Raw genomic sequence first — 21,115 nt, forward strand, 5'->3', positions numbered from 1 at the left:
ACACATTCGATCGGCTTAGTATTGAAACGCAGTAGGTACTAACGGTTTGGTCTCACGTTATCGAGAACACCTGTGTTAGCAGGTTATGAGGACTCATCTTAATAGATGAGTTAAAAGTAAGGTGGGACCGCGATGAATCGCCCTTGCAAGCAATTAAGTTTGTTTGCAGGGGCGATTTTTTTAGTTAGTTAATACTAGCAAGGAGGCATTTATGGAAGGATTACCCGCAACAAGCCGTGATGAATTTGGTGAGGAATTGTTAATTAAACAAAGCATCGAACATCACTTTAATCTCATTTTAAATCAAGCACATTTTTTACCCATTGCCACCCCTTTTCTAGAAAAAGGTGAAACACTTCGTCCAGATAGCATGTATTTATCCGGAAAAGATGGTGAACTATTCACATTAAAATCTGATATGACACGCCCCTTGTCACGATTCTTAGCAACTAATCATATCAATTACCCTACTCATCTTTATTACTTTGGCGAAACTTTCACACCGCCAACACAATTATCGGGTCATTATAACCAACAGACACAGGCTGGTTTTGAAATTATTGGTGAGACCAGTTGGGCTGCCGAACAAGAAATCCTGCAACAGACATTGAATCTCATGGCAGAGCTAGATGTAACTGATTTGGAAATTGAATTGAGTGATGCAAAATTAGCAGATGCTGTACTGGCAACCTATCAGTTATCACCACAACAAATCACTTGTTTGAAGGATGCTTTATTTAATAAAAACATGACGCAATATCGTCAAAAGCTCAAAGCCTATCATCTTATCGACGATACTTTCTTAGTCAATTGGCCAATGGCCTTTGGATTACGAGGAGATGCGTTACTACCACTGCTACCCGATTCTCCCGAAATCAACGCAATGAAAACACACTGGCAAGAACTCATCAACAGCGTTAAAGCTTTCAACAGCAATATTAAAGTCCATGTTGATTTAGCTGCTCGACCACTAAAATCGTACTACACAGGAACAACGATTCGGACGTTTTCACAGCATGTTAGCGAGTATATCTTTAGCGGTGGCCGTTACGACCAACTACTTCAAGATCATCGTGGTTGCTTACTACCTGCTGTTGGTATCGGTATCAATGTTGATGCGCTAGCAACACTCAAAGCGCATACAAATAAGCAACAACCTGAAAAAGATAACTTAACCTTTGTTTTGGCAAAAGGCCGCGTTGAAAAGGCCGTTCGTCCGTTATTAAAAAACGCTGGCATTGACAATAGCGCACTAGAAAATCCTGAACGTAAATTAATTTTCCACTCTAACGATAACAAATTGACTTTTATTTTAGTTAAAGCCGATGATGTCGTGAAATATCTAGATGCCGGCATTGGTGATATTGGTATTGTCGGTAGTGATACGATGGCAGAACAACCTTTTAACCACTATGATTTATTAGATTTAAACGTGGCCCGTGCCCAGTTCGTCTTAGCCAGTACACATGACTTTCGCCATCATATTAATATGCGACCAAAAATTGCGACGAAATACCCCACGATTACACGACAATATTTCGATAAGCAAAACAAAGATATACAAATTATAAAACTCACTGGCAGTGTCGAGCTGGCACCGTTAACGGATTTAGCTGATGCCATTGTTGATATTTCACAAACTGGTACGACACTGAAAGAAAATAATCTAAAAGTGCTAGATGAACTCAACGATGTTTCAGCACACCTTATTGCTAATAGAATTAGTGTTCGACAACAACGCGCATTCTTTAATGAATTAATTTATAACCTATTAAATATATTGGAGCCTAACGATGAAAATTTATCAAAATCAATCAACTGATTCACTTATTGCAGATATTTCAAGTGTCACTAATCAAAGTATCCCTGAAGAAATTAATCGACGAGTTGCTGAGATTATTACTACTGTTCAAGCAAAAGGTGACCAAGCCCTTTTCGATTATTCACAGCAGTTTGACAACGTCACCTTAGACACACTACAAGTTGCCAAAGCAACGATACAAGCAGCATATAATGAAGTTTCTCCTACTGTCATTAGCGCTTTAGAAAAAGCAGTGATCAATATTACGAGTTTTCACGAACAAGAAAAGCGCAGTGGCTTTGTTGATATGCCCAAACCAGGTGTCATTCGTGGTAGCAAAGTAACACCCCTTAGCGCAGTTGGTGTTTATGTTCCTGGTGGTACTGCTGCTTATCCATCAAGTGTACTCATGAATGTTATTCCAGCCAAAATTGCCGGTGTTAAGCGTATTGTCATGGTGACACCACCGCAAAAGACAGGCATCGATCCCGCTGTTTTGGTTGCTGCTGATTTAGCTGGTGTGGATGAAATTTATCAAATTGGTGGTGCTCAAGCTATCGCTGCATTAGCTTATGGTACTGAAACGATCCCACAAGTAGATAAAATTACTGGTCCTGGTAATGCTTATGTTGCTGCTGCTAAACGTCTTGTTTATGGACAAGTGGCCATCGACATGATTGCTGGTCCATCTGAAATTGGTATTTTGGCTGATGATAGTGCAGATGCAAATGATATTGCAGCCGATCTATTGTCTCAAGCAGAACACGACGTGCTAGCACGGGCTATCCTAGTAACCAACAGCACAACATTAGCAAATAATGTTGAAGTTGCATTAACTGAGCAGCTCAAAACCCTACCACGAAAAGCCATTGCCCAAGAAGCTATCGATAACCGCGCTAGTATCATCATCGTACCAACTGTTGCAGAAATGTTCACCATTATGAATGCCGTTGCACCTGAACACTTAGAAGTTCAATTACCAGATCCTATGCAATATTTAGGTGATATCCAAAATGCCGGTTCTGTCTTCTTAGGTCGTTATGCATCTGAACCATTAGGGGATTACTTAGCCGGTCCTAATCACATTTTGCCAACTAGTGGTACCGCACGCTTTTCTAGTGCTTTAAGTGTCAGTGATTTTCAAAAACACATCCAATTCACACAATATGATCAACGTGCCTTGCAAGAAGATTATCAAGATGTTGCAGCTATTGCACGCCAAGAAGGTCTCGAAGCGCACGCCCGTGCAGTTGAACAACGCTTTAATTAAAGGAGAATAACATGCGCACAGCAACAATCACACGCCAAACCGGTGAAACAACCATTACAGTTCGTTTAGATCTTGATAATCCCGAAACAATTCAAATCAATACTGGTATTGGCTTTTTAGACCACATGTTAACCTTATTTGCAAAACACGGTCGCTTTGGTTTATCTGTCGAAGCAACTGGTGACTTGTATGTTGATAGCCATCACACAACTGAAGATATTGGTATCGTTTTAGGGCAAGCTTTCCGCGAAGCACTGGGTGACAAAGTTGGTATTGAGCGTTACGGACAACAATTTGTGCCAATGGACGAAACACTCAGTCGTGTGGTTATTGATCTATCCGGTCGCGCCTATCTTGTCTTTGAAACACAATTCACTGCGCCAGTACTCGGTACTTTTGAAACAGAGGTTGTAGAAGATTTCTTCCAATCATTTGCTGATAATCTAAAAGCAAATCTACACATTAGTGTCCTTTATGGCCGAAATACACACCACCAAATTGAAAGCATCTTCAAAGCTACTGGTCGTGCATTACGCCAAGCTATTACTATTAACCCAGAAATAAAGGGTGTTAATTCAACTAAAGGAGTCATTTAATGGCAAAAACTAATATCGCTGTCATCGATTATGGTGCCGGTAATATTCTCAATGTTCTCAAAGCCTTGTCATATATCGGTTTAGATGCAACATTCACCCAAAATCCTGATGATATTGCCAATGCCGATGCCATTATTTTACCTGGTGTCGGTGCCTTTGCCCCAGCAATGGCAGCGTTAAATCAACGCCAATTGATTGCACCAATTCAATCAGCAGTTCAACGTCAAATACCACTATTAGGTGTTTGTTTGGGTATGCAACTACTATTTGATAGTTCAACAGAACATGGTGACACGAAGGGCCTTGGTCTGATCCCCGGTGATGTTGTCCCCATCCCCACAGATTTAGGCGTCAAAGTACCACATATGGGTTGGAATAAAAACCACGTTACGCAATCTCACCCACTAGCTAACCCTATTGATGATGAATATACTTATTTCGTTCATTCTTACTATGCCAAAACGCAAGCAAAATATATTCTATCTGAAACCAATTATGGCATCGCCATCCCTAGTCTCGTTGGCTACCAAAATGTTTTTGGGGCACAATTCCATCCAGAAAAAAGTAGCACCATTGGCTTGGAAGTATTACGTCAATTCGGCCAATATGTTAACGCAAATAAGGAGTCCATATGATTATCCCTGCTATCGATTTATATCAATCTAAATCTGTTCGCCTCTATCAAGGCGATTTTGACCAACTGAGTATCATCAATGACAATCCCGTACAACAGGCAATGGATTTTGCCAATGCCGGCATTCAAAAATTACATCTTGTTGATTTAGATGGTGCCAAAGCAGGTCGCCCCATTAATCAAAAAATTATTGAAGCCATTGTGCAAACTACATCTTTGAAAGTCGAAATTGGTGGTGGTATTCGCGATGAAGCGACAGCTGATCAATGGCTATCAACAGGCGTTGATCGTATTGTATTAGGTTCGGCTGCTATTCAAGACCCTGATTTACTGTCTACTTTAATCCAAAAATACGGGCCAGATCGTGTTGTTGTTGGTGTCGATGGTAAAAACAACTTAGTGGCCACTGATGGTTGGCTTAAACAATCTCAACTCAGTTTCGGTGATTTAATTGCTGCAATGTTCGCACGTGGCGTTCGTGAATTTATCGTTACAGATACAACGAAAGATGGTACATTATCCGGTCCTAACGTTGCACTGTTGCAATCACTTAATATGCAATTCCCCAATGCTAATATTATTGCCAGTGGTGGTATTAGTAACATTGACGATATTATTACCCTTCAAAAAGCTGGCATTAATGATATTATCGTTGGGAAAGCTTTAGCTACAAATAATATCACCTTAGCTGAAATAACAGCCCTATCTAATCCCATTTCAGGGGGAAAATAAATGACATTAGCCAAACGTATTATTCCTGCCTTAGATGTCAAAGATGGTCAGGTTGTCAAAGGTATTCAGTTCCTTAATCTCACAACAATTGGTGATCCTGTTGAAATTGCGAAAGCCTACCAAGATCAGGGCGCGGATGAATTAGTTTTCTTAGATATTACAGCAACTTTTGAAAATCGAAATATTATGACATCAGTCATCCAAGCTGTGTCAAAAGAAGTTTTCATTCCTCTCACAGTGGGCGGTGGATTAAGAACGCTAGATGATATCAAAGCTATTTTCCATGCCGGTGCAGATAAAATTTTCTTAAATTCTGCTGCCATTCAAAACCCAACTTTAGTTCAAGAAGCGGCACAATTATTTGGTAACCAAGCAGTTGTTGGTGCCATTGATGCTCGCTTCAATGCTGAAAAACAATTTTATGAAGTCTATCGTGTTGGTGGCCGCCAAGCAACTGGAATCAATGCGTTAGATTGGGCTGAACAGCTTGTGTCATACGGTGCTGGTGAATTGCTTGTCACAAGCATGGATGCTGACGGTACCAAAAACGGTTATGATATTACCCTATATGATCTGCTCACCCAACGTGTTAATGTCCCCATCATCGCTAGTGGTGGTGCTGGTAAAACTGATGACTTTATTGATGTTTTTCAACAGACTAATGTCGATGGTGCTTTAGCCGCTTCTGTCTTTCATTATGGCGAAATTACTATTCCAGAGCTTAAGACCACACTACTAAAAAGGAGATCCCTATTCGTGTTAAATAATCCACAACCAGACTTTTCAAAAAATGGCGGTTTACTACCAACTATTATTGTTGATAACAACACACAACAAGTACTGACCCTTGCTTACATGAATCAAGAAAGTTTTGAAAAACACTTGAGACACAACAAACATGGTTTTACTCACGTTCTAGACAAACACTATGGCATAAAGGTGAGACTTCTGGACATACACAACAAGTCGTTTCATTGACCTTAGATTGTGATCAAGATACGCTGTTGGTCAAAGTAATTCCTAATGGTCCTGCATGCCACACTGGTAGCACATCATGCTTCAATCAATCTATTCCAATAAAAAAGGAGTCTTAAAAAATGGCACAACAAACATTATCGGAACTTTACGATCTCGTACGCTCACGCAAAGAAAATCCAATTGAAGGCAGCTATACGGACTACCTTTTTAACAAAGGACTTGATAAAATTCTTAAAAAAGTTGGTGAAGAAAATACCGAAGTTATTATCGGTGCGAAAAATACCAATGATGAATTAATTTTTGAAACAGCTGATTACCTTTATCATCTAATGGTATTATTAGTGGCAAAAGATATCCCACTTTCCGCAATTGAAGCTGAACTTGGTAGCCGTCTTGACCAACAATCACGTTTACACGAGCGCCCTAATATCGATAATCTTTAATCAGGAGTAGAGCCAATTATGAAACCCACCATTAAAAATATACAACCCTATGTAGCCGAAGCACCTGTTCAAGCTATCCAACAAGCCTACCATCTAGACCACATTGCGCGTTTATCAGCTAATGAAAACGTCTATGGTGCCAGTCCGAAGGTATATGAAGCACTACAACAACTTAATCAAGATGTCCTTAACTATTACCCTGATGGTAACGCCAATGATTTACGTCAAGCGCTGAGCCAATTAACTGGCATTGCTGATGAAAAATTCTTATTTGGTAATGGTGCTGATGAACTGATTAGTTTGATTAGCCGCGTCTTCCTAACATCTGATAGTAATATCGTTATTCAGGCGCCTACTTTTGGTGCTTATCGTACCGAAGCCAATATTGAAGGTGCTGAAGTACGTGCCATTCCCGTTTTTGAGCAAAATGGTCATACTGATTTTTCTGGGATGCTGGATGCCATTGATGAAAAAACTAGTTTAGTTTGGTTAGTTAATCCCAATAATCCAACCGGTGTCTTTGAACCGGTAACTGATATTGAAAATTTTCTCAATCAATTACCATCAGACGTCGTACTTGTTGTTGATGAAGCTTATTATGATTTTGTTAACAATCAAAAAGCGACTGCTTTGCCACTATTAGCAACTCATGATAATTTAATTGTTGTACGGACACTTTCAAAAGCCTATGGCTTGGCTAACCTTCGCATTGGCTGGTTAGCAACTAATGCAACGATTCACCGTGATATTAATGCCATTCGAGCACCATATAATCTATCTTCTTATCAGATTGCTGGTGGTGTTGCTGCTATTGAAGATCAAGATTATTTGCAGAAAGTAGTCGCTGGTATCCAAGATGAGCGAACAAAATGGCTAGCAGTTTTAGATAGCCTCAATGTTCCTTACTATGTTTCAGATACCAACTTCCTTTGGTTTAAAGTTGCTGACGCCAAACGATTAGGTGAACAATTATTATCACAGGGTGTTCAAGTGAATAGTCGTCTTAATCCACAATGGATTCGAATTGCAATCGGTTTGCCTGAAGATAATCTTCTTGCTCAAAAAATTACCAGTAAATATATTCACACTGCAGCACAATAAATATCAATAAAAAGAGTATCCCTAACACTACATGGCATACTTTTTTATTTTCATTATTTCACGCCATAAACCATTGATTTTGTATATAATAAAGCTATTAATCATGGGGGAATTTTATGCATTTAATTGAATCTATTAACCGGCGGATACCTTTTCGTTATTGGGTATTGCTCATCAGCATCATACTCATTGTATTATTACATCATTTTATGTCGTTACTACTACTGACAACGATTTTCGCCTATCTCGCGATGACCTTAGCTAAGTATATCGGCCGTTATTCAAAGCTTTCGCACGGTTTATCCGTCACTATTGTCTATCTTATTGTCATGACTGCGTTAATTTTAGGTATCAAACATGGTGCTTCTACATTGATTCAGCAAGTAGACAGCATGATTCATCTCGCACAACATATTAATTGGCACAAAAATGGTATTTTGAATGAGATTTACAAAAATGGCCATCAATATACTTCATTTATTAGTACGAACCAATTAATTAATACTGGGTTGTCACAACTAAGTCACTTCGGGCACATTATTTATGAATTAATTTTGGCCCTACTCTTTAGCTTTATTTTTAGTATTACTTATCCCAAACTTAGAAATTGGGGCAAAAACTTCATCAATAGTCCCTTTAAAATGTTCTTTGGTGAATTTTATATTATTGCCCATCGTTTTATTACAATTTTGGGTAAATTGTTTGAAGTACAACTGATCATTTGTGTCATCAATACAACATTAATGATTAGTGCACTAGCCATATTACAATTTCCTTATTTATTAGGCTTTAGTATCATGATTTTTATTTTGGGATTAATTCCAGTTTTCGGTGTTATCATATCCTTAATTCCATTAACTGTTACTGCGTTCATTATTGGTGATTGGCACACTGCCTTGGTGATCATTCTATGGGTTGCCTTTATACATTTATTGGAATCCTATTTCCTACATCCACACCTAATGTCACAAAAAACACATATGCCAATTCTAGTGATCCTTATAAACTTAATTATCATGGAACGCTTATTAGGCGCCTGGGGATTAATTGTTGGACTGCCTATTTTAACCTTTTTACTAGACTTCTTTAGAATTCAAAAATTTAATGATTGATATGAAAAAAGCCCCTTCATGGGGCTTTTTATGTTGTCTATGTTTATTAACTGTAATCCTAATCAGGTAAAATTTTTTCAACTCCATTGCCTTTTCCCACCAATCAATATCATATTGATCTCGATAACCCACTAAAAGATTAGATGGCTTTGGTACTGGTAAAAAATGTTTAATTTTAATATGGTACGCTGCTTCTATCAGTGTTTTTTATAACTCTCCGGAACATCCCAATGATCTAAAAATTTTACATTTTCTTGATAATTATATTCATGTGCTAATATTAAAATATTCGGATTAAACTTTTTATTAATTAATTCTTGATCTGGGAAACTAACAAAATGGCCGTTGTTAATATCATTTACAAGATCAAAAATAGTCCAGTTCATCGCATAACGTTTATTATTAAATAATATAACACCAGAATTAATATACTTTGAAGAATCAGAAATTTTATATATTTTATTATAATGTTGCAAAGCATCTTTGTCTGAACTATTTAAATAATGAAATATATCTAAAACTCCAGCAACAGTAGCGTTTTCTATTTGATCAAACACTTCATGGATATCAGTATAAATCAACGTATCAGCATCTAAATAAAGCATTGTATCAAATTCTTGAAACTCTATGGGGATACCCAATCTTAAAAAAGTTACTGCTGGAAATCGTTCTGAAATATTATTATTAATTTGATTAATCCATTTTGGAAACCGCCAAAATGATATTTTGATTTGTGGCTTACCATTTAAAATGGGTAGTTGGCGTATGGTGGATTGTTGATAATCAAATGTTTTATCTGTGAAAACTAAAATATCTAATACTTCTTCAGAAATATAATGATCGATAATAGATTGAATGGATACAGCTACCAGCCATTCATAGTGACCACTGTAAGTATAGAACACAGCTTTTTTCATTGAAAACTATTCCTCTCTAAATTTATGAGCCAACTAAATTTAATAGATAGTTCAAATACCATCTACTATCATTTAACAAAAATTTGAAGAATAATGGTAATTAAGCCAGCTAATATACCTGCAGCCACCACAACAGCTAATAGTATTTGTATTTTTTCATATTTATATTTTTCTTTTTGCTTTTTATCGGTTCATACCGTATTCGGCTCAGACGTTCATCAATTGATTTTTGTATTGGATCTTGTATAAAACTATCTCTATTATTTTTGTCACTTTTATGATTCCTAACATCTCCACCCATTAACCTATACCATTTTGATAATCCATACTGCTACTTTGATTAACATATTTTTGTTGCTTTTTTAATTCTGATAATAAATATGAATGACTGTCTAGGCATTCCTTTATTACATTAATCAACTCTACACTGTTCTTTTGATCGAATATATGCTCAGGTGATATAAACTTTTTATTGTGTATAGTATTTTTAAAAGTTAACACTAACATCCCATTTAAATAAGCTTGCCGAACAGCATACTTTATTTCTATTCCATGGTTAATATCCAAATAGAACGAACATTTTTCAAACAAATGACTAGCATCACCTTCTTTAATGTTTGGATATAGTACCACATTATGATAATTAGATAGCTCCATTAACTTGGACGACATTTCCGTAAGAGCAGCAATGTGAAAATTTATTTTCGGCAGTGACTCAATAATTGTACTAATTGCTTCAATACTATCGGAATTTGTTAGTATCAGTACATCTAATTTTTCTCGATTAATATTTCTTATTGGATATATAAAGCCTAAGTACGATATTTTATTTATTAGGTCTGGGTATTTCAACTGTATATTTTGATAATCACTTTTATTTTGAAATATTACTTTTTTAGTCCTATTGGGATTCCGTAATAGCGTTATCATATTGCCCGGTAATTTGAAGTCATTAGGCAACGACTCTTGCCAAAATAAAATATCATCCCCTGGTTTAGATAACTTATACGAAACAAAAAATGGGATAGATAAAGAATTATATAAAATACGATCTATATTACCAAATACCTTATTCAAATAGAAATTTACAAATTCTACACGTGATTTAAAAAGATGAATTTGTTCATGTGTATTTAAAATAATATCTTTAGTCATATGATTTTCAACGATAACTTCATAATGACCATTATTATAATAAGTAGTCATTGTTGGCTGCTTGTTTAAATTATAACTAGTACGAGCAAATTTGATACCAAGTTTACTATAGTGATCAACAATGCGAATATTACCATCTAAATCCAACCATTCTACCCTTTGAACATAGCGTTTATTTGTTATATTGGGAGCGTAAACAATACTAGCTCTTTTATTATTATCTTCATAAATGGCAGCGCCATTATTATTTCCACGAATTTCCCAAAAATCAGGACATTTAACCTGATTAAAATATAAAGGTTCTCCTTCCCCTTTATAGATACTTGCATAATAGGCAAAGGGGGACGTTACATCGTCTGGTAAAAATCCATTTTCATCAATGACCACAGTTGGATGAGTATACCCAGACAATTGTAACGATTGATGAAGATCAATACTTTCTTGCGAGTAATTATCAAATAAGTTAATCATTTAACACCTACTTCATTAATTAGTATTTGCCATCTTTTCTCAACTTCCTTTACCAAATATTTCTCAGCAATCTTATAAGAATTCTGAGAAAAATCAGATAAATCATGTTGCTCAAATAACGTGATAATTTTATTACTTAATTGTACAGCGATGTCCTCTACATCACATGACTTATTAAAAGGAATTAAATACCCATTTTGATTATTTTTAATAAATGTTTGATTACCATAGCGAACATTAAAACCAATCATAGGTAACCCTGATCCAACAGCTTCCATTAGGGTTAACCCGAAGCCCTCACTGGTAGAGGCTGAAATATAAGTATCATATTTTTGATAAATATGTTCTAAATCAACGTGTCCTCTTAATTTTATATAATTCTGTGCACTATTATCTTCAATAATTTTTTAAGCTTTTGATTTTCTCCACCTTCCCCGTAAATATCAAAAGTAAGATCTGGTATATATTTTTTGACTTAATTACCGCCTTTATCAACCAGTCCACATGCTTTTCAGTTGCTAATCGAGAAGCCGTAATCAGTGAATGTTTTTTCTATTTTCTAGAGGGAAGTACAATTGTTTCAAGTTACCGACAGGAATATCAAATATTCTGGGGTTTAGTTTCGTATATTTTGAAAAATGATACTCCAGTAACTTTTTTGTGCTAAAGTTGCTGTAATAAAAAATCAATATTATCAGCTTGATCAAATTGATACTCATAAAAATTATTCCACAAAATATTTTTTGTATCAGTTTGATTTTCATTAAAATGTTCTGCATGAACAACAACACCTACTTTAGCTGGTGCACTATATTTTAATATCGTACTTCCTATATTTGTCGCACGATCTAAAATAATAATATCCTGCGTTGTGAAATTAAAACATTTCAACATATATGCAAGCAAGCCTTCTTTTCCATAAATAATTTGATTTTTAAATTTAAAAACAGAGTTTTTCCCATCAACTATTTCTTCAAATGCTATCGAACCATTTTGGTTAAAAAAATGACGTTCATATACATAGGCTTTGTTATCTTTAGGTGCATAATACTCTGAAAATAATTTAGTATATGTGTAATAATCCTTTCGAATTAATTTTCCATGAGAAACAAATTCTGCACGTTCCACCGATTCTTTATTTTTTTATCCAAATAGGCTGTTATAATTATGTCATCTTTTTCAAAGAAGTATCGAATATAATTTTTACCACGTTCTATGCGATCAAACGTTGTGGGAAATGTAGATTCTAATTGATTCAATGAATATGAAGTGGGTGCAACCTTAATATCAGAAAAATACTGATAAATCCAAATAATTTCATCATCAAAGAAACCAATATTATGCGTAAGGTGCTCAATATTATCACTTGTAATGAGATCCATAAAAATAAACTTTGCCGGTTGCCCCAATTGTCTAAAAATTTCTGCACGATATAATTGTGCATATTCTACCCCGCTACTAGCCCAACCGATACCTAGATTAAAATTATAAACTGTCATATCTACCTCCTTTTTAATCTAAACTAGTCTTATGGAAAAACAATCGTAATTTCACCATTTGATTTTCGTTTAATTGTACTCAACATAATATTCTTTAAGACTAATTGATCAACTTGATGGCGCATTTGTTGATAAGATACAATTGCTTCTTTTTGATATTCATAAAGTGGGTTCTGTTGTGAAAATTTTCTATTAATCACTACGAAACGTAACTGCTGTAAATTATCAACTTGTTCAATCCAACCAGTATCAATGGCTTTTAAAATACAAACTCGCTGAAAGTCAACTGTTTGAGTAACGGAACCGATCATTCTTCTTTTTCTTTTAATTCTCTCTTTACTATCTCAATTAAACTTTGTTCAACATTATCGGGATCATAATGTTCTAAAATATCATCATTATTTTTCAAATTATAGTTAATATTGTCCAGAATATATCTTTTAAGTATGTTTATTGTCAAATTGTGAGTATACTTACCTAAAAAGTGTTCAATCGCACGTCTACATGCATTAATTATTTCGCTATCTAACATATCTGTTGTCCGCAATAATTTATTTCTTTCACTGTATACTAACTTACGTTGAACTCTCATACTTTCATCAAATTCTAGTGAATTCAAGCGAGATATACGTCCCTGACTCTCTTCAGAAAATTGAGCTTTATCTACAACCCTTTTAAAACGATGTTGCGTCAACTCACGTGGTTTCTTTATGTTTACTTGACCCGAAAACTTCTTATAATATCGAAGAGTACGTTCAGAACCACGTTTAATAATGATATCATCTTCTAGACTAACAAAAAATTGACTGAATCCTGGATCCCCTTGACGTCCTGAACGACCACGAAGCTGTAGGTCTATTCGCTTACTAGTCATACGCTCTGTGCCAATGACAACTAGGCCTCCTAATTTAGCAACACCATCACCTAATTTGATATCAGTGCCTCTGCCTGCCATTGATGTTGCAACTGTAACAGCTCCTAACTTCCCTGCTTCAGCAATAATTTTAGCTTCTTTAGCAGTATTCCTTGCATTTAAAACATTATGAGTAATCCCTTCTCGCAATAACATTTGAGAATAAATTTCAGATATTTCTACTGATCCAGTAGCTAATAACACCGGTTGCTGCTTTTTATGACATTCCTTGACCAAACTAATTGAGGCATATAATTTTCAGGTAAGGTAACGTAAATTTTATCTGGTAAATCTTTTCTAATGATGGGTTTTCGGCTTGGAATAGAAATAACATTCATGTTATATGTCTCAATAAACTCCTCTTCATTATCCTTTCCAGTACCTGTCATTCCAGATAATTTTTTAAACATTCTAAATAAGTTTTGGTAAGTAATGGACGCCATTGATCGTGTTTGTTCTGTAATGTCAAGATGCTCTTTAGCCTCGATAGCTTGATGCAAACCCGATTGTAATTTTGTACCAGCCATAATTCGCCCATTCTTTGTATCTAAAAGTTTAATCTCCTGATCATCAACCACATAATCTTGATTTAATTTAAATAATTCATGGGCTTGTAAAGCTAATTCTATATGTCTAATTAGAAGATAATTATCATTAGAAAATAAATTTTCTTTTTCAAAAAAGCGTTTTGCCTCACAAATACCTTGCCTAGTTAACCACACATGTTTTTTTCTTCATCCAATTCATATCCAATATTCTCAGAAAGTGTTGCCACAAATTGATTAGCAATCTTAAATAGGTTAGATTGTACTCGAGGGGATCCGGAAATGACCAATGGTGTTTGTGCATAATCTAACAAAATGGAATCGACTTCATCTAAAATAGCATAATTAAACGGACGCATATATTGATGACTCTGACGATCCACTAAATTTTCTTGTAAATAATCAAATCCAACTGCATCGTTGGTGGTATACAATATATCAGCCTGATATATTTTCTTTTTTTCATCAACACTGTATTGATGATTAGAGTTTTCACTTACACCTACTGCAACGGTCAGACCCAACCATTCATATACTTTTCTCATTTCTGTGGCATCACGTATGGCTAAATAACTATTTGTAGTAATCAACATGACACCATTACCAGTTAATGCGTTTAAATAAATTGGCAACGTAGCAGTTAATGTCTTTCCTTCCCCTGTTTTCATTTCCGCAATATTACCCTGATGTAGTACTATAGCACCTAATATCTGAACATCATAAGGAAACTTTCCAATAATTCTCTTATCTGCTTCCCTAATCGTTGCAAAAGCTTGTGGTAATATATCATCTACCCTTACTCCGCTTTTTAATTTTTGCTTTAATATTGTTGTCTGCTGCTTAAGATCCACATCTGACATTTCAGACATTATTACTGCCCATCTATTCACTTTTTTCAATATTTTTTATTTTTCTTAAACGTACATTGTCAATATTAAACATATTTTCCTCTTCAATTGTTGACAAAATCAATATACTTTTGTAAGCGTAATGATTTGTCCAAAATCATGTCAACACATTTCAAAGTTGATTCTAATGCTGGTACTTGGTAGTAAATCTTTGTAAAAGATTTATCAAAATTTGAAGTATTTTGATTAAATTTTTGGTAACCATCCGTATAGATCATATCCCTAGTAGATTTTAATCTTCCGTAATCAGAAGTAACATAAGCATTACTATAGTCAAACTTACTTGAATAATACATGGCAGCATTACTCGATATTGGTCCATAACCAATAAAGTTAATGTTAGAAATTTCGTAACGTGTATGTAAGTGTTCTATTGTTGACAAAATAGCTTCTTCGTACTGATTACTCATATAAAATTGAGCATATAATCTGTTACTGGTAACATGAATAACATCAGAAAATTGTTTAATTAATTTTTCTTGAACATATGCTACTTTGCCTCCTACTGGCTCTGTAAACAATACTTGTAAGCATTGTGAATCTGAACTTTCGTTTAATATATTGGACATAAGCAATCCATTACGTTTGCAAAGCTGATTTTCACTATCTTGTAAATGATTCTCAATTACTAAGTTATGAAAAATAATCTTTTGTAATCCTGCATTAATTAATGAAATTTTATAATAATAAGCATCATCAGGATAAGTAAATGTACCACTTGTCATTTTTACGATTACAATATTAATGATTTTATCGTAATAATCGTAGAATGCTAATTCTATGTAAAGTGTATTATTAGGCATAGATGATGCATTTAAATAAATATTATATTCACATCCCTTTTCTAGTAGAGGTAGCTGGACAGCTGAACGTTGTCCTTGATAATTCCCTAAAGAAGTCCAAGAGTGCAGGCAACTACCAGCAGGAAATAAATTATTTTCAAAAACAACATAATCCTTAGTGACATAATTTATTTTTGATCCATATATATATGTTTTCCCAATATTGTGTTGCCAATAAATAACAAAATTTTGCTTATCCATACTTTATTGTCAGCCTCTTTGAAAATTTTCAGCTAATATACGTTGATATTGAGATAAAAACCAACTATTGATTGCAGCTGAATTGTCATTATGGCGACCTGGAATACCTTTACTAATTACAATAGCTTTACTATCACTTAACTTTTCAATCAAATTTTGATATGCATTAGCATCATAATCATCGTTTTCCATGTAAGCAATAGCAAATCTAGTGTCATCAAAATTAGCCTTATTAAAACTATTCCAGAATCGCTGATTCAAGCGTTCTATATTATCACTCGACGTTCCGTCCTCCATAGCAAGCAATAAATCTAACGAAGTTGGAAAAATATTTGGTCTGATTAATTTTTCATTCGTTGCGATATCTCCCAAATTTACTAAAGGTTTTCCAACAATAACAGTTGCAGGTTTTATTATACTAGCATAGTATAATGCCCCAAATGTTCCCATAGATAGACCAGATAGGATAAGTTCCTTTCTAGTAAATCCTAGCTCAATTAATTTTTGAGAAATTGTGGAACTAATATGATTTTCAAGCTCATCACTACCACAATAAAATGCTCCACCCTCAAGACGAGGATCTGTAATTAATAAAAAAGGTGCCCCCAATTTTTTCATCATCCAATATCCTTCAAAACCCTCTGCGGAACGATAACCAGAAAAATATACATTGAGTGGTGGCTTCATGTCACCAGGATAAAAATAGGACATTATTTCTTCCTGATTGCTATCAGCAAAACGTTCTCCACCTAAAACAAACTGACCAAATTTACTTCTTGAAAGACGGTTATGTAAATTTCCTATCTTAATCGTACCTTCACCTTGTATCTGTAAAGATAGTGCCAAATAATAAGATGTATTTGCATGGTTTTCAATAAGTAAAGGCAATTTCATTTGACTATCTTTTATTAGCCATTGCTTTAAAATATTAGAACTCCCTTGTTCAATCATTTGTACACTTAGTCCAAGCTTAATACTAGGATCAGTTTTATGTTCTAACCATAGTTCATGATTATAATCAGAATTTGCTGGAATATTATATTGCCACGATAATGTTGGTGTTAGCGTTGCTCCAAATTTACCCTTAAGCACTAAATTAACATGTCCATTATATTGAATTTGTCCTTTAAAATTAGGTGATATTTGAATACTACTAACATCCATCTTATCGCCGTACTGTCCTTCAAAAAAATATTTAACTAAATCATATAGGACTTTTTGCATATTCCTTATATCAATTTTTTGTGCTTTATATTTATCAAGTAATGTTATTAGTTGTGAATTTTCAACTAATTGTTCTTTATCAACCAAAATAGTATATGGGTTAGCTATTTTAAAAATCATCTCGTAATCTTGTAGAGTATCTACATCAGTCAATAGAATCACATCAAATTCAGGATTTTTATTTTCTAACAAATTATAAATATAATCCGATACACATTTGTTAGATGTAAAAAACCAGTTAATAGGTTGATCTGTTAATTCAGGTTTATTAGTCCAATTATCATTTCCAATCTGTAGCACACGAATTACTTTTTTATTCATATTTTTCACCTAATATACTTTTCCACTTTGTTATTATTGAGCCATTTGTATATTGAGAAATCTTTTGTACGGAATAAACTAGTGCTTCATTCCAATGACGTAAACCATTGAGATAATATTCAATACTTTCTTTTAATTCAGATAAATTATTTATAATTAGACCGTTTTGTTTATTAACAACATATGGGGATTCTGTAAGATTAATTTGCGGAATACCTGCACTGATACCACCAATTTGAGCATAAATATTTGGTTTATCGCTCACATCAATGATTAATCGGGTATTTTTAAATGTTTGAATAATATCATTCTCTGTTCTAATTTGCTTAATATTTATACGTTTATACAAATCAATAATTGTCTTCTGTTGCTCATCTTCGCCGGAGTAGTTAGTGATATACTTATCGATTTTATTTTCATCAGTTTGATCATTAATTTGCATATACTTTAAAATAATACTTTGATTGACATTAAAATATTTTGCGAAAGCCGTCGTAATATAATTTTCAATTTTTGCTACTTCGTTTTCTTCAATACAAGCAATGTCTAAATAAATTAGTTGGTTTTCTATCATAGAATTTAATAATATATTTAATACATTATCTAATTTGCTGGGTGGAAGTTGCTGTATAAATAAAAATATTTTCAATTCTTTATACTGCTGACTATTTCCTAATTGAAATCTAGCATCGTATGGCGGTACATGTTGTAATTTACTTAACAAAGCATGGTTTCCCTCCTCAACAATAAGGTTCTTTATTTTATTTAATTGCCACTGTGTATCTACAATTGTTAAATCTGCAACGGATAATACATTGATTAATTCTTGTTTATTCTCGGCATAATTATATCTATTTCTAAAAAATGATAAAACAATCTGTCCTGGTCGATTTTCCAAGTTTAATAATAATTGATTGTACTTAGAATTAGATGCCACCACCAGCACTGAATTCTCAAGCTCGTCTGAATAGCCAAAATGATTCTCAATCATTTCTTTTATAAGCTCATTTAAACTAGAATAATTATCATATTTAAATCGATTTTTAATCATCGGATTAACAATAATATTTTCTAAATTAGACACGTAGTTTATACGTACTTGCCATATACCTAATAAATCTAAATAATCTTGATATGATTTCTCACCATTCGTAAAGTAAATAATACTAGATAGAAATCCCCTGTCATCAAAAAGAAGTTTTTTTGTATTTGTTTATTATCAAAATAATTTATTTCTGATAACTGCCCCCCAATACCAAAAGAAATATTAGCATACATTCGTTGATTAATTACTACATTAATACGAAATGGTGTATAAATAAATTCTGCGTGATCAGGCCACTCAATATCAGTAAAATCAAGTAGCTTATGACTAACATTCTTTATGTTTTGTATTTCATCAAATACAGACCAATATTCTTTTACAAATAAATTCTTCTGGTACAGAAAATATCTTATCTGTGGCGAATATTCCAGAATTATTGTCTCCAAATCTTCATGTGCTATTTCAAACATTCTAATTTGATTGACAGTGTCATCAAAAGTCGTTAGTGAATTTCCCTTATTCCAATATGGTACAAAATAAAACATGTAATTCCATTGCTCCTAAATAAATATTAATTTGATACAAAAGATAAATTACTACTCAAAAAATAATGCATCATAATTATTTTTAGTGAGTAATGCACCTATTTGATCATTAATATTAATTATTAAACTAACCAAAATGATTACAGATCCCACTGCAAGTGCATACTGAGTATATTGTTGATCAATAACACCTAGATATAATGGTAAGCCAGCTACGATAATCATATATATTGCACCAACCGATGATAATCTGAACACTATTTTGGTGATATACTCTTGGGTTTCTTCCCCAGGCTCAACATTATTAATATAGTCACCACTTTGTTGTAAATCCTCTGCAATTTGCTCTGGATTTATATTAATAAATGCAAATCCAATAGATAGTATAAAAAGAATAATAATGTAAGCAGTTACACCTATCGGTTGTGTAATATTAGTATTTATTAATAAATACTCAATTATAGTGTTGTTAGGTAGCCAATAATCCAGTGCCTGCAAAATATATTGCGGCAAAACAAGCAGTGTCATACTGTACATTAGGGGCATTCCCCCAGCTGGATTAATTTGAATTGGTAAATATGAACTATGATAAAAAGTTGTATTAATCATTATTTTTCTAATAGGTACTCTCCGTTGTGCCCTTTGAAATGTAACTGTTAACAGTACCAAAAAGATCACACCACTACTAATAACAGCAATCTTAACTAACAAAGTGATATCGAAACCACTAATTATATTTTCCACAATATATTGCGTTACATATGAAGGCCAGTTGACTATCATACTGGCTAAAATTAATATTGTTGGTCCACCAACGCCTAATCTTTCATTCATGTTTGATAACCAAATTAGAAATACAGCACCTGTCACCATAATAAGACTAATAGTAAGCATTGCACCAAATTTTGATTGCCCAAAAATACTGATATCATAACTAAATTTAAGATTATTCACTATTGCTATTGACTGTATAAACCCAATAAGAATGGCTAATATCATTTTTAAAAAGAATGCATGTTCCAAAGGTAACTTATTAAGATCAAACTTTTTTGTCATAGTTATTACTCGCCATAAAATTAAAGCGGACATCCACGGGCCAAGTCCCAAAGAAAATAAAGACATTCTACTTATATCACCACCAGTTGTTCCACTAACAATTTGAAGTAAATACTGATTATTTAAAAATTGCAATAAATATTTTATATTAACACCAGGAATTAATATGTTTCTCCCAAGTAGAAAAATGAAAACAATCAAACTAGTCCATGCAATTTTTTTGAGTAAATATATATTGTTCGTATTCTTTCTTTTCAAAACAAACTCCGGACTTATTTTATATAAATTTATAAATATGTACTATTGAAACGGCCTCAATATGTTATTAAGGCCGTTCCAATAATATTAAAGTTGGCTATTTATCATTTTTGTTTTTCTGGATTTTTTAAATATTGCTAACCCAGCTAATAGACCAAAGCCAGTAAAAGTTAGCCCATTAGATTTTGCGGTTCCTGTATGTGGCAAAATCTTATTTTCATGTTCATGATCTTTTGCAAACTCTGAACCAGATTGTGATTCACTCGTGCTTACTGATTCTGAGCCAGATACGGATTCGCTTGTACTTACTGATTCAGAACCGGATACAGATTCGCTTGTACTAATTGATTCTGAGCCAGATACGGATTCACTCGTACTAATTGATTCGGAGCTAGAATAGATTCGCTTGTACTTACTGATTCGACCGGATACGGATTCGCTTGTACTTACTGATTCAGAACCGGATACGGATTCGCTTGTACTTACTGATTCAGAACTGGATACAGATTCACTCGTACTTAGCGACGTTGAACCAGATAATGACTCAC

At 33.9% G+C, this 21,115-nt stretch carries 14 protein-coding genes and 5 pseudogenes; 10 read left to right on the forward strand and 9 right to left on the reverse strand.

What is annotated here, in order from left to right; genetic code table 11:
* Positions 1–211 precede the first annotated feature (211 nt).
* From hisG to LEUFL_RS0106510, 10 genes and pseudogenes are all read left to right on the forward strand, one after another.
* Positions 212–1,822, forward strand: coding sequence for an ATP phosphoribosyltransferase (gene hisG, locus LEUFL_RS12665; protein WP_010008301.1), 1,611 nt, complete (start codon positions 212–214; stop codon positions 1,820–1,822).
* Positions 1,794–3,071 (forward strand): histidinol dehydrogenase, encoded by a 1,278-nt coding sequence (hisD, locus tag LEUFL_RS0106475; RefSeq protein WP_010008303.1) that lies wholly within the window; start codon positions 1,794–1,796, stop codon positions 3,069–3,071. Before hisG ends, hisD begins: the two co-directional genes overlap by 29 nt.
* 11 nt (positions 3,072–3,082) lie before the next feature.
* Positions 3,083–3,667 (forward strand): imidazoleglycerol-phosphate dehydratase HisB, encoded by a 585-nt coding sequence (gene hisB / locus LEUFL_RS0106480; protein ID WP_010008304.1) that lies wholly within the window; start codon positions 3,083–3,085, stop codon positions 3,665–3,667.
* Positions 3,667–4,302 (forward strand): imidazole glycerol phosphate synthase subunit HisH, encoded by a 636-nt coding sequence (gene hisH, locus LEUFL_RS0106485; RefSeq protein WP_010008305.1) that lies wholly within the window; start codon positions 3,667–3,669, stop codon positions 4,300–4,302. Before hisB ends, hisH begins: the two co-directional genes overlap by 1 nt.
* Positions 4,299–5,033 carry a 1-(5-phosphoribosyl)-5-[(5-phosphoribosylamino)methylideneamino]imidazole-4-carboxamide isomerase gene (gene hisA / locus LEUFL_RS0106490; RefSeq protein WP_010008306.1) on the forward strand — a complete coding sequence of 245 codons (735 nt, stop codon included), beginning with the start codon at positions 4,299–4,301 and terminating at the stop codon, positions 5,031–5,033. The genes hisH and hisA overlap by 4 nt, the downstream gene beginning before the upstream one ends.
* Positions 5,034–5,774, forward strand: a pseudogene (gene hisF, locus LEUFL_RS10195) (imidazole glycerol phosphate synthase subunit HisF); the annotation flags it as partial. It abuts the gene before it with no gap.
* 15 nt (positions 5,775–5,789) lie between these two features.
* Positions 5,790–6,127: pseudogene (gene hisI, locus LEUFL_RS12960) on the forward strand (phosphoribosyl-AMP cyclohydrolase).
* Between the two features lie 3 nt (positions 6,128–6,130).
* Positions 6,131–6,454, forward strand: coding sequence for a phosphoribosyl-ATP diphosphatase (gene hisE / locus LEUFL_RS0106500; protein ID WP_010008310.1), 324 nt, complete (start codon positions 6,131–6,133; stop codon positions 6,452–6,454).
* A gap of 18 nt (positions 6,455–6,472) precedes the next feature.
* On the forward strand, positions 6,473–7,555 hold the full coding sequence (gene hisC, locus LEUFL_RS0106505) for a histidinol-phosphate transaminase (protein ID WP_010008311.1): 1,083 nt from the start codon (positions 6,473–6,475) through the stop codon (positions 7,553–7,555).
* Between the two features lie 116 nt (positions 7,556–7,671).
* Positions 7,672–8,667, forward strand: a complete 996-nt coding sequence (locus LEUFL_RS0106510) for an AI-2E family transporter (protein WP_010008312.1) — start codon at positions 7,672–7,674, stop codon at positions 8,665–8,667.
* A gap of 197 nt (positions 8,668–8,864) precedes the next feature.
* Here LEUFL_RS0106510 and LEUFL_RS11865 read toward each other — a convergent pair whose 3' ends face one another.
* The 9 genes and pseudogenes from LEUFL_RS11865 to LEUFL_RS0106585 all read right to left on the reverse strand — a co-directional run.
* Positions 8,865–9,584: a glycosyltransferase gene (locus LEUFL_RS11865; protein ID WP_010008315.1), complete on the reverse strand. Its 720-nt coding sequence runs from the start codon at positions 9,582–9,584 to the stop codon at positions 8,865–8,867.
* 300 nt (positions 9,585–9,884) lie between these two features.
* On the reverse strand, positions 9,885–11,210 hold the full coding sequence (gtfB, locus tag LEUFL_RS0106525) for an accessory Sec system glycosylation chaperone GtfB (protein ID WP_010008318.1): 1,326 nt from the start codon (positions 11,208–11,210) through the stop codon (positions 9,885–9,887).
* Positions 11,207–12,709: pseudogene (gene gtfA / locus LEUFL_RS12675) on the reverse strand (accessory Sec system glycosyltransferase GtfA). Before gtfA ends, gtfB begins: the two are co-directional and overlap by 4 nt.
* Before the next feature lie 29 nt (positions 12,710–12,738).
* A pseudogene (gene secA2 / locus LEUFL_RS11870) lies at positions 12,739–15,109 on the reverse strand (accessory Sec system translocase SecA2).
* 10 nt (positions 15,110–15,119) lie between these two features.
* Entirely contained in the window at positions 15,120–16,118 is a 999-nt protein-coding gene (gene asp3 / locus LEUFL_RS0106565) for an accessory Sec system protein Asp3 (RefSeq protein ID WP_010008323.1), read from the reverse strand.
* Positions 16,119–16,127: 9 nt separating this feature from the next.
* Positions 16,128–17,663, reverse strand: coding sequence for an accessory Sec system protein Asp2 (gene asp2, locus LEUFL_RS0106570; protein ID WP_010008324.1), 1,536 nt, complete (start codon positions 17,661–17,663; stop codon positions 16,128–16,130).
* A pseudogene (asp1, locus tag LEUFL_RS11875) lies at positions 17,656–19,253 on the reverse strand (accessory Sec system protein Asp1). Before asp1 ends, asp2 begins: the two are co-directional and overlap by 8 nt.
* A 51-nt stretch (positions 19,254–19,304) precedes the next feature.
* Entirely contained in the window at positions 19,305–20,567 is a 1,263-nt protein-coding gene (gene secY2 / locus LEUFL_RS0106580) for an accessory Sec system protein translocase subunit SecY2 (RefSeq protein WP_010008325.1), read from the reverse strand.
* 87 nt (positions 20,568–20,654) lie between these two features.
* The coding region (locus LEUFL_RS0106585) for an LPXTG cell wall anchor domain-containing protein (protein WP_010008326.1) at positions 20,655–21,115 on the reverse strand (461 nt) is incomplete at its 5' end.

Source organism: Leuconostoc fallax KCTC 3537 (genome assembly GCF_000165675.1).
Classification (GTDB): domain Bacteria; phylum Bacillota; class Bacilli; order Lactobacillales; family Lactobacillaceae; genus Leuconostoc_B; species Leuconostoc_B fallax.

Bases quoted from the DNA above. Each gene is read 5' to 3' on its own strand.
- hisH (WP_010008305.1), top strand. From the start codon at position 3,667: ATGGCAAAAACTAATATCGCTGTCATCGATTATGGTGCCGGTAATATT.
- asp2 (WP_010008324.1), bottom strand. From the start codon at position 17,663: ATGAATAAAAAAGTAATTCGTGTGCTACAGATTGGAAATGATAATTGG.
- asp3 (WP_010008323.1), bottom strand. From the start codon at position 16,118: ATGGATAAGCAAAATTTTGTTATTTATTGGCAACACAATATTGGGAAA.
- hisB (WP_010008304.1), top strand. From the start codon at position 3,083: ATGCGCACAGCAACAATCACACGCCAAACCGGTGAAACAACCATTACA.
- gtfB (WP_010008318.1), bottom strand. From the start codon at position 11,210: ATGATTAACTTATTTGATAATTACTCGCAAGAAAGTATTGATCTTCAT.
- hisA (WP_010008306.1), top strand. From the start codon at position 4,299: ATGATTATCCCTGCTATCGATTTATATCAATCTAAATCTGTTCGCCTC.
- LEUFL_RS0106510 (WP_010008312.1), top strand. From the start codon at position 7,672: ATGCATTTAATTGAATCTATTAACCGGCGGATACCTTTTCGTTATTGG.
- hisE (WP_010008310.1), top strand. From the start codon at position 6,131: ATGGCACAACAAACATTATCGGAACTTTACGATCTCGTACGCTCACGC.
- hisC (WP_010008311.1), top strand. From the start codon at position 6,473: ATGAAACCCACCATTAAAAATATACAACCCTATGTAGCCGAAGCACCT.
- LEUFL_RS11865 (WP_010008315.1), bottom strand. From the start codon at position 9,584: ATGAAAAAAGCTGTGTTCTATACTTACAGTGGTCACTATGAATGGCTG.
- hisG (WP_010008301.1), top strand. From the start codon at position 212: ATGGAAGGATTACCCGCAACAAGCCGTGATGAATTTGGTGAGGAATTG.
- hisD (WP_010008303.1), top strand. From the start codon at position 1,794: ATGAAAATTTATCAAAATCAATCAACTGATTCACTTATTGCAGATATT.